Origin of the sequence: Isoptericola sp. NPDC060257 (assembly GCF_042726645.1) — a bacterium.
Classification (GTDB): Bacteria; Actinomycetota; Actinomycetes; order Actinomycetales; family Cellulomonadaceae; genus Isoptericola; species Isoptericola nanjingensis.
Window position 1 is genome coordinate 1 of record NZ_JBHXAW010000105.1, and the last position, 12998, is coordinate 12998.

At 75.1% G+C, this 12998-nt stretch carries 15 protein-coding genes and 1 pseudogene; 7 read left to right on the top strand and 9 right to left on the bottom strand.

Features of this window, described 5'->3' with window-relative positions; translation table 11 throughout:
- Positions 1–518, top strand: a pseudogene (locus ACFWEK_RS10585) (hypothetical protein); the annotation flags it as partial.
- Positions 519–585: 67 nt separating this feature from the next.
- Positions 586–864, top strand: a complete 279-nt coding sequence (locus ACFWEK_RS10590) for an acylphosphatase (protein WP_430545556.1) — start codon at positions 586–588, stop codon at positions 862–864.
- On the opposite strand, the gene ACFWEK_RS10595 is transcribed toward ACFWEK_RS10590, so the two are convergent.
- Positions 854–1558, bottom strand: coding sequence for a class I SAM-dependent methyltransferase (locus tag ACFWEK_RS10595; protein ID WP_430545557.1), 705 nt, complete (start codon positions 1556–1558; stop codon positions 854–856). The two genes, ACFWEK_RS10590 and ACFWEK_RS10595, sit on opposite strands and share 11 nt — an antisense overlap.
- A 63-nt stretch (positions 1559–1621) precedes the next feature.
- Between ACFWEK_RS10595 and ACFWEK_RS10600 the strand changes: the two genes are divergently transcribed.
- Positions 1622–2362, top strand: coding sequence for a class E sortase (locus ACFWEK_RS10600; protein WP_430545558.1), 741 nt, complete (start codon positions 1622–1624; stop codon positions 2360–2362).
- Positions 2363–2387: 25 nt separating this feature from the next.
- Positions 2388–2549, top strand: coding sequence for a hypothetical protein (locus ACFWEK_RS10605; RefSeq protein ID WP_430545559.1), 162 nt, complete (start codon positions 2388–2390; stop codon positions 2547–2549).
- Between the two features lie 3 nt (positions 2550–2552).
- On the opposite strand, the gene ACFWEK_RS10610 is transcribed toward ACFWEK_RS10605, so the two are convergent.
- The gene (locus tag ACFWEK_RS10610) at positions 2553–3545 is read right to left on the bottom strand and encodes a LacI family DNA-binding transcriptional regulator (RefSeq protein WP_430545560.1); all 993 of its coding nucleotides are present in this window, start codon (positions 3543–3545) and stop codon (positions 2553–2555) included.
- A gap of 41 nt (positions 3546–3586) precedes the next feature.
- Here ACFWEK_RS10610 and ACFWEK_RS10615 point away from each other — a divergent pair, with 41 nt between their 5' ends.
- Positions 3587–4459 carry an LLM class F420-dependent oxidoreductase gene (locus ACFWEK_RS10615; RefSeq protein ID WP_430554021.1) on the top strand — a complete coding sequence of 291 codons (873 nt, stop codon included), beginning with the start codon at positions 3587–3589 and terminating at the stop codon, positions 4457–4459.
- Between the two features lie 26 nt (positions 4460–4485).
- On the opposite strand, the gene ACFWEK_RS10620 is transcribed toward ACFWEK_RS10615, so the two are convergent.
- Entirely contained in the window at positions 4486–6285 is a 1800-nt protein-coding gene (locus tag ACFWEK_RS10620; RefSeq protein ID WP_430554022.1) for an ABC transporter ATP-binding protein, read from the bottom strand.
- 121 nt (positions 6286–6406) lie between these two features.
- On the opposite strand from ACFWEK_RS10620, the gene ACFWEK_RS10625 reads away from it, so the two are divergent.
- Positions 6407–6826 (top strand): hypothetical protein, encoded by a 420-nt coding sequence (locus ACFWEK_RS10625; RefSeq protein WP_430554023.1) that lies wholly within the window; start codon positions 6407–6409, stop codon positions 6824–6826.
- Positions 6827–6905: 79 nt separating this feature from the next.
- Positions 6906–7505, top strand: coding sequence for a class I SAM-dependent methyltransferase (locus ACFWEK_RS10630; RefSeq protein ID WP_430554024.1), 600 nt, complete (start codon positions 6906–6908; stop codon positions 7503–7505).
- An 18-nt stretch (positions 7506–7523) separates the two neighbouring features.
- On the opposite strand, the gene ACFWEK_RS10635 is transcribed toward ACFWEK_RS10630, so the two are convergent.
- From ACFWEK_RS10635 to ACFWEK_RS10660, 6 genes are all read right to left on the bottom strand, one after another.
- Positions 7524–8726, bottom strand: a complete 1203-nt coding sequence (locus tag ACFWEK_RS10635) for an RNA polymerase sigma factor (RefSeq protein WP_430554025.1) — start codon at positions 8724–8726, stop codon at positions 7524–7526.
- Positions 8723–9136: a YciI family protein gene (locus ACFWEK_RS10640; RefSeq protein WP_429729200.1), complete on the bottom strand. Its 414-nt coding sequence runs from the start codon at positions 9134–9136 to the stop codon at positions 8723–8725. Before ACFWEK_RS10640 ends, ACFWEK_RS10635 begins: the two co-directional genes overlap by 4 nt.
- Before the next feature lie 97 nt (positions 9137–9233).
- On the bottom strand, positions 9234–9395 hold the full coding sequence (locus ACFWEK_RS10645) for a hypothetical protein (protein WP_430554028.1): 162 nt from the start codon (positions 9393–9395) through the stop codon (positions 9234–9236).
- A gap of 99 nt (positions 9396–9494) precedes the next feature.
- Positions 9495–9770, bottom strand: coding sequence for a metal-sensitive transcriptional regulator (locus tag ACFWEK_RS10650; protein ID WP_429729198.1), 276 nt, complete (start codon positions 9768–9770; stop codon positions 9495–9497).
- Positions 9771–9832: 62 nt separating this feature from the next.
- Entirely contained in the window at positions 9833–11569 is a 1737-nt protein-coding gene (locus ACFWEK_RS10655; protein WP_430554026.1) for an FAD-dependent oxidoreductase, read from the bottom strand.
- 69 nt (positions 11570–11638) lie between these two features.
- Positions 11639–12998 (bottom strand): MFS transporter (locus tag ACFWEK_RS10660; RefSeq protein ID WP_430554027.1); only part of this gene is annotated, 1360 nt, incomplete at its 5' end.

Below are 12998 nucleotides of genomic sequence, written 5' to 3' on the forward strand. Positions count from 1 at the left end.
CCCTCACCCGGGTCCGGGAGGCCAACACCGCCCTCGACGACGCCGTGGCCGAGCGGGCGGAGCGCGACGAGCGCGCGCGCCGGGCGGCGTCGCGGCTCGGGCCCGCGCTCGACGACGCCGAGCGCCAGCTCGCCGCGGCGCGGTCCGTCGTCGACGACTACCGCGCCCCCGTGGGCCCCGACGCCCGCACCCGCCTGGCCGAGGCCGAGCGGGAGGTGGCGCAGGCCCACGCCGCGGAGGACCCCGAGCGCGGGGTCGCCGCCGCCCGCCGGGGCGCGGCGCTCGCCGCGGAGGCCGCGACCCTGGCGCACCGCGACATCGCCCGGTCGGGCCAGGGGCAGCGCTGGGACGGCGGCTACAACGGCGGACCGGACGGGTACGGCGGCGGGTACGGCTGGCAGGGCGGCCGCCGCCCCGGTGCCCGGGGCGGCTCCGACGTGTTCGGCGCCGTCCTGGGCGGGATGGTGCTGGGCGGCATCCTCGACGACATCGGGGACATCGGCGACATCTTCGACTGACGCCGACGGCGCAGCGGGTACGAGGGGGACGACGGCGCCTGCGGCGGCGACGAGCACGGGAGGGCGGATGAGCACCACGGTGCGGCGGCGGGTACGGGTGCACGGCCGCGTGCAGGGCGTCGGGTTCCGCTGGTCGACCCTCGAGGCGGCCCGCCGGGCGGGCGTGGGCGGGCTCGTGCGCAACCTCCCCGACGGGACGGTCGAGGCGGAGGTCGAGGGCACGCCCGACGCGGTGGACGCGATCCTCGCGTTCCTGCGCGAGGGCCCGCCCGGGGCCGTCGTCACGGGGGTCGACGTCGAGGACGTGCCGCCGGTCGGCGAGACCGCCTTCGACGTCAGCGGCTGACGTCCCTCGCGGCGGCCGGCACGCGCGCCGCCACGAGCTCGACGACGCCGGCCCGCGTGCGCGCGTGCTCCTCGACCGCGAGCTCCCGTTCGAGCACCCACCGCATCGGCCGGCGCCGGAAGTGCTCCCCGGCCAGCGGGACGCTCACGGCGTCCGCGAGCGCCTGCAGCGCCCGCAGCGGCCAGGCGCTCGAGGCGACGTGGTCGGCCAGCAGCAGCAGGCCGCCCGGGCGCAGCACGCGCGTCATCTCGCCGAGGGCCGCCCGCTCGTCGGCGATGCCGCACAGCGAGAACGTGCACACGACGGTGTCGAACGACGCGTCGGGCAGGTCGAGCGCCTGCGCGTCGCCGACGCGGAGGTCGGCGTCCGGGTCGATCCCGAGGCCCAGGCGGGCGGCGCGGCTCCGCGCGACGTCGAGCATCCCGGCGCTCTGGTCGACGCCCACGAAGGCGCCGGGACGCGCAGTCAGCGCGGGCGGATAGTGCTCGAGGTTGAGCCCCGTGCCGACCGCGACCTCGAGGGTGCGGCCCTCGGCCAGCCCGCAGAGCCTCGCCCGCACGCCCGGGAACATGCGTCGCTCGGCGGCCGTGAACGCCCGGTCGTAGCCCGCGGACTCGCGGTCCCACCGCCGTCGTAGCCGCGCCGCCCGCCCGCGCTCCGTGCGCCCGTGCTGCGTGCCGTCGTCGCTGGTCACCGCCCCAGGTTCCCACGGCCGCCGGGACCGCGACAGGGCCGCGGACCACGTAGCATTTCGCACGTGACGAGTCCCACCCATGCCCGACCCGCCCGACGCCGCGGCGCCGGCAGCGCGATCGTGGGCGGCGTCGGCGAGATCCTCATCACCCTCGGGGTGGTGCTCGGGCTGTTCGTCGTCTGGCAGCTGTGGTGGACGTCCGTCGAGGCCACGGCCCAGGCCCAGCAGGTCATGCAGGAGTTCGAGGCGACGCTGCCGCCCGCCAACCCCGAGCCCGCCGAGCTGCGCACGGACGACCCGCCCGTGCCCGACGCCGTCGGCTACGGCGAGACGATCGGCACGCTCATCGTGCCCGCCTGGTACGGCCTGACGAACAACGCGATGCCGATCGCGGAGGGCACCGGCATGGACGTGCTCGACCGGGCCATGGCGGGCCACTACGAGACGTCGCAGCAGGTGGGCGACGTCGGCAACTTCGCGCTCGCCGGGCACCGGCGCACGCACGGCAACTCGTTCCGGCACGTCGACAAGCTGGAGGAGGGCGACCAGATCATCGTCGAGACGGCGACGACCTGGTACGTCTACGAGGTCACCGACCACGAGATCGTCACGCCCGACCAGGTGGACGTCGTGGCGCCGGTGCCCCACCACCCGGACCAGAAGCCCACCGAGCGGCTGCTGACGCTCACCACGTGCCACTCGCTCACCCTGGGCGAGTACGGCAACGACCACCGCTGGATCACGTACGCGACCTTCGTCGGCTGGATGGACCGCGCCGACGGCACCCCCGACCAGGTGCGCTGACCGGTCCGCTGGAGCTGGAGACGACATGTACGCGTGGATCTTCCACCACCTGCCGGGCAACCTGTTCTGGCGCGTCCTGCAGTCGCTGGTGCTGGTCGCCGCCGTCGTGGCGGCCCTCTTCCTGTGGGTGTTCCCCGCGATCGCCCCGTACCTCACGCTGCTGGAGGGCGACCCCGCGGTGGGCTGACGCTCAGGTGCTCGCGCGCACCACCAGCTCGGGGTCGAACAGCACCTCCTCGGGCGCCGAGGTCGGGTCGTCGATCTCCCGCAGGAGGATCTCCGCGGCGGTGGTCCCGATGGCCTCGGCCGGCTGGCGCACCGTGGTCAGCGGGACGGCGCCGGTGGTCGCGAACGGGATGTCGTCGTAGCCCACGAGCGCGACGTCGTCCGGCACCCGCACCCCGCCGTCCAGCAGGGCGCGCACGAGGCCGAGGGCGTGCATGTCGTTGCCCGCCAGGACGGCGTCCGGCCGCTCGCCGGGTGCCGCCGCGGCGATGCGGCGGCCCACCTCGGCGCCCTCGGCCATGCCCAGGTCGGCCGAGTGCACGACCTCCAGCGTCGCCCCCGACGTGCCGTCCACGACCTCCTGCATCCCGGCGAGCCGCCGGCGGACCTGCTGCACCCGTGCCCGGCCGGTCGCCGCGAGCAGCCGGCGGCGGCCGCCGTCCACCAGGTGCTGCGCGGCGAGGCGGCCGCCCTCCCGGTGCCGCAACGAGACGGTCGACAGCCGTCCGTCCGGGTCCTGCTGGTCCACCACCACGACGGGGCTGCCGCGGTCCTTGCGCGCCGTCAGGGCGGCCATCTGCGCGTCGTGGGGGGCCACCACCATGCCGTCGAAGCGCAGCTGCTCGAACAGGGCGACGAGGCGCTCCTGCTGGTCGGGCGACTCGTGGGTGCTGCCCGTGACGAGGGTGAGGTCCGCGCCCGCGACGACGCGCTCGACGGCGGTCACGACGTCCGCGAAGAAGGGGTTGGACGCGTTGATCACCGACACGCCGACGATCCCGGAGCGCTGCCAGCGCAGCTGCCGGGCCGACAGGCTCGGCACGAAGCCGAGCTGCTCCACGGCGGACCGGATGCGCGCCGTCGTCGCGGGCGCCACCTTCTCCGGGCGGTTGAGGTAGTTGGAGACGGTCGCCGCCGACACGCCGACGTGCCGCGCGACGTCGTGGATGGTCACCACCAGGGCTCACCCACCAGGACGGGGCGGTGCAGGATGGGCGGATGGACACGCGACCGACGCCCCGCGCCCCGCTGCGCTTCGGGGTCAAGCTGACGCAGGACGCCCCGGTCGACACCTTCCGCCAGGTCTGGCAGGTCGCCGACGAGGCCGGGTTCGACCACGTGTGGGTGATGGATCATCTCGCCTCCCTGGGCACGGACGACGACCGTCCGATCTTCGACGCGTGGGCCATGCAGGCGGCGATGGCCGTGGCCACCTCGCGGGTGCGGATCGGCTGCATGGTGTCGGGCAACTCCTACCGCCACCCGGTGATGCTGGCCAAGCTGGCCACGACCGTCGACCACCTCTCGGGCGGCCGCCTGGAGCTCGGGATCGGCGCGGGCTGGAACGAGCACGAGCACACGATGTACGGGCTCGACCTCGGCACCGTGCGGGAGCGCATGGACCGCCTGGAGGAGTCCCTGCAGGTCCTCACCTCGCTCTGGACGCGACCGCGCACCACGTTCGACGGCGCGCACTACCGGCTGGTGGACGCGGTCGCCGAGCCGAAGCCCGTGCAGCGCCCGCACCCGCCGATCTGGGTGGGCGGCTCCGGGCCCCGGCGCACCCTGCGGCTGGTGGCGCGGTACGCCGACGCGTGGAACGACACGTCCAGCACGCCGGAGCAGGTGGCGGCCCTCGGCGAGGTGCTCGACCGGCACTGCGCCGACGTCGGGCGCGACCCCGCCGAGATCCGGCGCACGGTGCAGCTGCGGCTGCGCGAGCACCGGCTCGCCGAGCTCCCGGGGCTCGTCGAGCGGTACGCCGCGGCGGGTGTCACCGAGTTCGTGGTGGTGCTGTCCTCCGGCGAGCACGCCCTGCGCGAGCTCGACGACGTCGCCGCCGCCCTGCCCACCCTGCGCGTCACCGCCTGAGCCTCCCGGCACGCCGCCGGCCGGCACTACGCCGCCCCCGCCTGCGCGGCGTGCAGCGCGGCGTAGCGGGCCCCGCGGTCCATCAGCTCGTCGTGGCTGCCGACCTCGACGACGCGGCCGTGCTCGAGCACGACGATGCGGTCCGCAGCGCGGACCGTCGAGAGGCGGTGCGCCACGACGAGGGTCGTGCGGTCGCGCATGAGCCGGTCGAGCGCGTCGCGCACGACGCCCTCCGCCTCGGGGTCGAGGGCGCTGGTGGCCTCGTCGAGGAAGAGGATGCGCGGGTCGCGCACCAGCGCGCGGGCGATCGCGATGCGCTGGCGCTGCCCGCCGGACAGCCGGGCGCCGCGCTGCCCGACGACCGTGTCCCAGCCGTCCGGGAGGGCGTCGACGAACTCCAGCGCGTTGGCGTCGCGCAGGGCGGCGCGCACGCGGGCGTCGGTCGCCGCCGGGTCCTCGCCGGCGGTGTCCAGCCCGTACGCGACGTTCTCCCGGATCGTGCCCTCGAAGAGCACCGACTCCTGCGGCACGACGGACACCCACCGCCGCACCGTGCGCAGGTCGAGCGCGGCCATGTCCGCGCCGTCGAGCAGGAGGCGTCCCGACGTGGGCCGCACGAACCCGAGGACGAGGTTGAGGAGCGTGGACTTGCCGGACCCGGACGGCCCCACGAAGGCGACCGTCTCCCCCTCCCGGACCTCGAGGTCGACGTCGTGCAGCGCGTCCTCGGAGGCGTCCGGGTACCGGTGCGAGACGTGCTCGAGCCGCAGGTGCCCGCGCACGCCGTCGACCTGGCGACGTCCCTCGTTGCGCTCCAGGTCGGGCTCGGCGAGCACCTCCGCGATCGACCGCACCGACTCGACGCCCCGCGCCGTGACGGGCACCAGGTTGAGCACCTGGGTCAGGCCCTGGGTGAGGAGGCCGAAGTAGGTGGACAGCAGCACCACCTCGCCCGGAGTGACGGCTACGACCCCGGTGAGGGAGACGACCGCGGCGAGGACCAGGCAGCACACGCCGAGCAGCTGCATCGCGACCCACGAGACGGACGCGACGCGCCCGTTGAGCAGGTCGAGGCGCAGCGCCGCCCGGCGGACCTCGTCCGCGCCGTCCGCCACCCGCGAGACCGCCGTGCGCTCCAGGCCGTGGGCGCGCGTCACCGGGATGAGCGAGGCCATCTCCCCGACCCGCGACGAGAACCCCTCGATCTCCCGGCGGAACTCCTCGTTGCGGGCCCGGGAGCGGCGCGACATCGTGCGCCGGATCAGCAGCGCCGTCGGGATGGCCAGGGCGTACACCGGCAGGAACTCGGGCACCTTGAGGGCCGTCATCGTCACGGCGCCGAGCATCACCATGGTGGCCGACAGCAGCGGGTGCGTCACCTGCTGCAGCATCAGCTCGACGTTCTCGACGTCGCGCACCACCTTGCTCTGCACGACGGCGGAGCTGGCGCGGGTGTGGTAGCCGATGGACAGCGCCTGGAGCCGCTCGACCAGCGCGTTGCGCAGGGCGGCGCCGGCGCCGCGCACCACGGTCATGAAGTTCCGGGTGTACACGAGGTGGTTCGGGTAGTTCTGCGCCAGCAGGACCACCGCGACCGCGAACCACACCAGCACGGAGGTGACCGGGCCGCCCTCGGCGACGATGTCGATCACGGCGCCGGTGATCACGGGCAGGAACCACAGCGGCGTCTCCTTGACCGCGAACGCGGTGAGGGCCGCGGTCATGCGGCGCGGCTGGGTGCCGAGCAGGCGCAGCAGCGACCGCACCGGCCGCTGGCCGTCGAGCAGGGGTTGGTCGGACGTGCTGGCAAGGGCTTTCCGGCGCACGAATCGATTCTAGACAGGACGGCGCGCCGGTGGCCGGTGCGGTCCTCGCCACAGTCGGGCCCAGACGGTCGGAGGGAGCCCCGGCCGCGACTAACCTGATGCCGTGGCTACCTTCTCGAGCGTGACGCGCCAGCACATCCTCCGGGCGATCGAGGAGCACGACGACCGCGGTCCCGACGCCTTCGTCGGCGTCTACGGGTTCACGCCGACGCCGGGTCACACCTTCGTCCACGAGGAGCGCACCTACGACTCGAAGGCCGTGCTCGGTGTCGCGCACAAGTACGCCACCGGCGTCCCGGCCCGGGCCGAGGACCTCGTCGACGCCAAGTGCGACGACGCCGCCATCCTGCGCAAGCACGGCTTCGTGGCCACCGCCCCGACGTCGGCCGCGCCGGCCCCGGCCCGCGCCAAGGCCGCCCCGCGCCGCAAGGCCGCGAGCGCCCCGGCCCGCAAGCCCGCCGCCCCGGAGCCCGAGCTCGCGATCTGCCCGACCTGCTTCACCGCGCTGCCCGCCACCGGTATCTGCGACGACTGCGGCTGAGCACCGCTGCCGGCCCGCGGCAGCCGAGCGCGCGGCAGCGGGGGCGCGGGCGTGGTGCCGTCGTGCTGGACTGGGCCGCATGACCAACTACGCCCGCATGTACCGCCTCGGCATCACACCCTGGGAGGGGTACGCCGAGGCGGCGGCGCCGAGCGTCGCCGCGGTGCTGGACCGGGAGAAGGCGGGCCGCACTCCCCCGCTGGGCCGGGCGCTGGACCTCGGCTGCGGGCGCGGCCAGTACACGCCCGAACTCACCCGGCGGGGGTGGGACGCGGTCGGCATCGACCTCGTGCCCCGGGCGATCGAGGAGGCGCGCCGTCGCGACCCGGCCGGCACCTACGTCGTCGGCGACGTCACCGACCTGCCCGCCGCCGGGCTCGGGACGTTCGACCTGTTCCTCGACGTGGGGTGCTTCCAGGGTCTCGCCCCTGCGCAGCGGGGCGCCGAGGCGCGCGGCGTGACCGCCCTCGCGCGCCCTGGCGCGACCGTCCTCATGCTCGCGTTCGGTCCGTCCCGGTGGCGGCGCCTGGTCGAGGGCGTCTCCGAGGCGGAGATCACCGAGGCGCTCGACGCCTGGGACCTGCTCGACGTGCGCGACGCGGACACCGCAGGCCTCGGGTTCCCGATGAACCGCACGTCGCCGCGCTGGTACCGGCTCGGCCTGCGGGCCGCCGGGTAGGCCTCGACCGCGGGGGCCTCAGCCGGCCTCCTGCCGCACGCGGGCGGCCTGTTTCGTGAGGTGCGTGCGCTCGGCGGTGCTCGTGGCCGCATCGGCGGCCACGGCGTAGCGCCGCGCCGCCTCCGCGAGGTCGCCGGCCCGCTCGTGCAGGTAGGCGGCCGCGGCGTCGCGGCGCGGGACCTCCGGCGGCAGACCTTCCACGAGACGGAGGCCGGCGAGCGGCCCGTCGACGTGCCCGACGGCGACGGCCCGGTTGAGCGCCACCACCGGGTTCCCGGCGTCGAGCCGCGCCAGCTCGTCGTACCACTCGAGGATCTGCACCCAGTCCGTCTCGTCCGGCGACGCCGCGTCGTCGTGCAGGGCCGCGATCGCCGCCTGCACCTGGTACGGCCCGAGGCTGTCCCGCGCGAGGGCGCCCTGGAGCAGGGCGACGCCCTCCGCGATCGCCGCGGTGTCCCAGAGCGAGCGGTCCTGCCGATCGAGGGGCACCAGCTCCCCCGCCGCGGTGGTGCGGGCCTCTCGGCGGGCGTGGTGCAGCAGGAGCAGGGCCAGCAGGCCCGCCGCCTCCGCGTCGTCCGGCACGGCGGCGACGAGCTGGCGCGCCAGCCGGATCGCTTCGGCCGCGAGGTCGACGCCGTCGGGCCGGCCCGACGGTCCGCCCGTGAAGCCCTCGTTGAAGATCAGGTAGAGCACGCGCAGCACGGCGCGCACGTCGCCGGGCTCCCCGAACCGCTCCCGGGCCACCGTCTTCTTCGCGCGCGAGATCCGCTGCGCCATCGTCGCCTCCGGCACGAGGAACGCGCGGGCGACCTGCGCCGTCGTCAGCCCGCCGACCGCGCGCAGGGTGAGCGCCACCGCCGACGCCGGGGAGAGCGCGGGGTGGCAGCACCGGCTCAGCAGCAGCAGCGTGTCGTCCGCCTGCTCCGTGGGACCCGACGGCGGCTCGAGGGTCACGCGGATCTCGCGCTGCGCGCGCGCCGACTCCGAGCGGCGCGCGTCGACGAACTTGCGCCACGCCACCGTGACCAGCCACCCCTTGGGGTCGGACGGCGCGCCGCCCGGGGCGTCCCAGCGGCGGACCGCCTCGAGCAGGGCCTCCTGGACGGCGTCCTCGGCCGCCCCGAACTCGGCGCCCCGGCGGACGAGGACGCCGAGGACCTGGGGGCCCAGGTCTCTCAGCGTCTCGTCCCACGGGTGGTGCCGGCGTGGGGTCTCGCTCACCCCGTGACCTCGGCGTCGTCGGTGAGGAACGGCCGGACCTCGATCCACTCGTGCAGCGGCCGCCCGCCCGGGCCGGGCGCCGACGACAGGTGCGCCGCCGCCTCGTACGCGCGTTCCTCGGACTCGACGTCGATGGCCATCCACCCGGCGATGAGGTCCTTGGTCTCGGCGAACGGACCGTCCGTGACCGGGGCGCGCCCCGCGCCGTCGTACCGGACGAAGGCGCCCCGCGGGGACAGCGCCTGCGCGTCCACGAACTCCCCGCGCGCCTCGAGGTCCTCGATCATGCGGCCCATGAACGCCATGTGCGCGTCGACCTCGTCGGGCGTCCAGCGATCCATCGGCACGTCCGTGCCGGGCACGGGCTCCGGGTTTCCGCGGTAGTGCTTGAGCAGCAGGTACTTGGCCATGGCCCCATCCTGTCGTCGCGGGCGGTGCCTGTCACCGCCTCTCGCCCCGGGGACGGAGCCGCCCGCCAATTCTCGACATCGGCGGGCGGCCGGGCAGTCAGCGGCCGAACAGGCGGGCGAGGAAACCGCCGCCCGACGCCGGGGCCGGCTGGTCGTCGTGGCCGGGGCACCACTGGCCGGCGGGGACGGAGCGACGCACGTCGTCGACGTGCTGGCCGCAGCCCTTCCACGTCGTCTTGCCGCAGGTCTTGCAGGTCACGGGGTAGCACACGGTGGGGATCTCCTCGGGTGGTGGTGGGTGGTGGTGGGTGGGTGGTGAAGACGGCTGGTGCGCGGGGTCGCGCGGTCCGGGGCCGGCTCAGGCCAGGGTGAGGAAGAGCTTCTCCAGCTCCTCGGTGGTGAGGCCGTCCTCGCCGGTGCCGGCGTCCGGGTCGGCGAGGCACTCCTTCATCGCGGTCGAGACCACGGCGAAGCCGGCGCGGTCCAGCGCCGCGGAGACCGCGGCCAGCTGGGTGACGACGTCGCGGCAGGAGCGTCCCTCCTCGACGGCCTCGATGACGGCGTTCAGTTGGCCGCGGGCGCGGCGCAGGCGGTTGGCGATGCGGCGCTGGGCGTCGGTGTCGCTGGTGAGCATCGGGTCCTCCGGAGCGGGTCGGTCGGTCGGGGTCAGGTGGCGTGGGGTCAGGCGGCGCCGGGTCAGGCGGCAGCGGCCGCGGGCGTCACGAGGAGCTCGTCGGCACGGTCGCCCAGGACGGCGCGCAGGGTGAGCGTCCCGCCGCTCAGGGACGCGGAGTCGAGCCCCGCCTGCGCCAGGACGCGGTGGGCGATCGCCGAGCGCACGCCCGACGCGCACAGCACGCGTACGGGCCGTCCGGCGGCGGCGGCACGGACCTCGTCGAGGCGCCCACGCAGCTCCGTGTGCGGGATGTGCAGGGCGCCGGGCAGGTGGCCGGTCGCGACCTCCTGCGGGGTGCGTACGTCGAGCACGAGCGCGCCGGCGAGGACGGCGTCCACGTCCTGCGCGTACCAGAGGCGCAGGGTGCCGTCGAGCACGTTGGACCCGACCATCCCGGCGAGGTTCACGGCGTCCTTCGCCTGGCCGTAGGGCGGCGAGTACGCGAGGTCGAGATCGATGAGGTCCTCGACCGACATCCCGGCGCGCAGCGCGGTCGCGAGCACGTCGATGCGCTTGTCGACGCCGTCACGCCCCACGGCCTGGGCGCCGAGGAGGAGCCCGTCGTCCGGGCGCACGTGCAGCACGAGGTGCACCTGGCTGGCGCCGGGGAAGTACCCGGCGTGCTGGTTCGGGTGCAGGTGGAGGGTGCGGAACGCGAGCCCGGCCGCGGTCAGCGCGGCCCGGTTGGCCCCCGTGGTGGCCGCGGTCAGCTCGCCGACCCGCACGATCGCCGTGCCCAGGGGCGCAGGCAGGGGGCGGGCCCCACCCGGCCGGACGACGTCGTCGGCGACGAGGCGCCCGGCGCGGTTGGCAGGGCCGGCCAGGGCCACCGGGCGCCGCAGGCCCGTGACGGCGTCGGCCTGCACGACCGCGTCGCCGACCGCCCACACGTCCTGGGCCGAGGTGCGGCCGTGCTCGTCGACCACGATCGCGCCGCGCTCGCAGTCGATCCCCGCGGCCTCGAAGACCTCGGTGTCCGGGCGCACGCCGACCGAGAGGACGACGACGTCGGCCGGCACCCGCGTGCCGTCGCCCAGCACCACGACGTCCTCGTCCGCGCCGGTCTCGACGGCCTCGGCGGCCACCCCGGTCCGCACGGTCACGCCGAGCCGCCGCAGCTCCTGGGTGACGGGGTGCGCGACCTCGTCCTCCAGCGGGGGCAGCACGTGCGGGCCGAGCTCGACGAGCGTGACCTCGAGGCCGGCGGCCGCGAGCGCCTCGGCGGCCTCGACGCCGATGAACCCGGCGCCGAGCACGACGGCGCGGCGCGCGCCGCCCTGCACGCGCTCGCGCAGCGTCCGGGCGTCGTCGACGGTGCGCAGCGTGCGCACCCGTGCGGAGTCGAGCCCGTCGATCCGTGGCCGCACGGCCCGGGCGCCCGGCGACAGCACGAGGGCGTCGTACGGCAGCTCGACGACGCCGTCGGCGGTGGTCGCGGTGACGACGCGTCGCTCGGTGTCGAGCCCGGTCACGTCGTGGCCGGTGCGGACGTCGAGGGCGAGGGCCGCGCGCAGGGACTCCGGGGTCTGCACGAGGAGGCGGTCCGCGTCGGGGATCTCGCCGCCGACGTGGTACGGCAGGCCGCAGTTCGCGAACGAGACGTGCGCCCCGCGCTCGAGGACCACGATCTCGGCGGTCTCGTCGAGACGTCGGGCTCGGGCGGCGAAGCTCATGCCGCCGGCCACTCCCCCGACGACGACGATGCGACGGCGCGCGGAGCGGGCGCCGGTCTCCGGTGCGGTGCTGGTCTCGATCATGGCACGACAATACCCCGGGGGGTATCTGAGAACCCAATCGGCTGGTCAGCGGTGTGCAACCCGTCCGGGTCACCTCTCCGCGGCCCGGTCGGCGTCCTGCGCGGACAGCGGCGTCGCCACGTCCTCGAGCGATCGCCGCTCGGCGCCCACGCCGAGGAACATCGCCACCACCCCGCCCGCGATCATCAGCGCGGCGCCGATGTAGTAACCCACCGCGATGCCGGAGATGTCCTCCGCCTGGCTGGCCGACTCGATCAGCCGGCCGAACAGCAGCGGCCCGGTGATGCCGCCGACCGCGGTGCCGATCGCGTAGAAGAACGCGATGCACAGCGCCCGGGTCTCCATCGGGAACACCTCGCTCGCGGTGAGGTACGCGGAGCTCGCCCCCGCCGACGCGACGAAGAAGACCGCCATCCCGAAGAACGTCAGCGTCCATGCCGTGAGGCCGCCGAGCATCAGGCCGGCGACGGCGAGCAGGACCCCGGAGACGATGTACGTCCCGGAGATCATCCGCACCCGCCCGACCTTGTCGAAGAAGGGGCCGAGGACGAGCGCCCCGAGGAAGTTGCTCACCGCGAAGAGCGCGATGTACGCGCCGGTCTGCCCCACCCCGAGGAACGTCTGCAACGTGTCGCCGAACGTGAAGAAGAACGCGTTGTACAGGAACGCCTGGCCCACGAACAGGGCGAGGCACAGCACCGTGCGGCGCGGGTACTCGGCGAACACCGTCCGTGCGACGCGCGCGAGGCTCACGGTGTGCCGCTGCTTCACCGTGAGGCTGCCCTCGGGCTCCGGCAGGTCCACCCCGTCCTGCTCGGCGACCCGCTGCTCGATGCCGGACACGATCCGCTCGCTGTCGCGCTCGCGCCCGTGGATGAACAGCCACCGCGGGCTCTCCGGCACGTTGCGCCGCACGAACAGCACGCACAGCCCGAGCACCGCGCCGAGGGCGAAGCACAACCGCCACCCCAGCCAGGCCGGGATCAGCTCCGGGTTCAGCAGCGGGATGGTCAGCAGCGCGCCGCCGGCGGCCCCGAGCCAGTACGACCCGTTGATGGCGATGTCGATCCGGCCGCGGTACTTCGCCGGGATCAGCTCGTCGATCGCGGAGTTGACCGCCGCGTACTCGCCGCCGATGCCCAGCCCGGTGACGAACCGCATCGCGAAGTAGTACAGCGGGTTCATCGAGAACGCCGTGAGCACGGTTCCCGTGAGGTACACGAGCAGCGTGAGGATGAACAGCCGCTTGCGGCCGAACCGGTCGGTGAGCTGGCCGAAGACCAGGGCGCCCAGGCACGAGCCCGTCACGTAGACGGCGCCCGCGAGCCCGATGTCCGCGCTCGTCAGGCCCAGCCCGGTGTCCCCCTTGAGGGCGTCGGACAGGTTGCCGACGATCGTCACCTCGAGGCCGTCGAGGATCCACACCGTG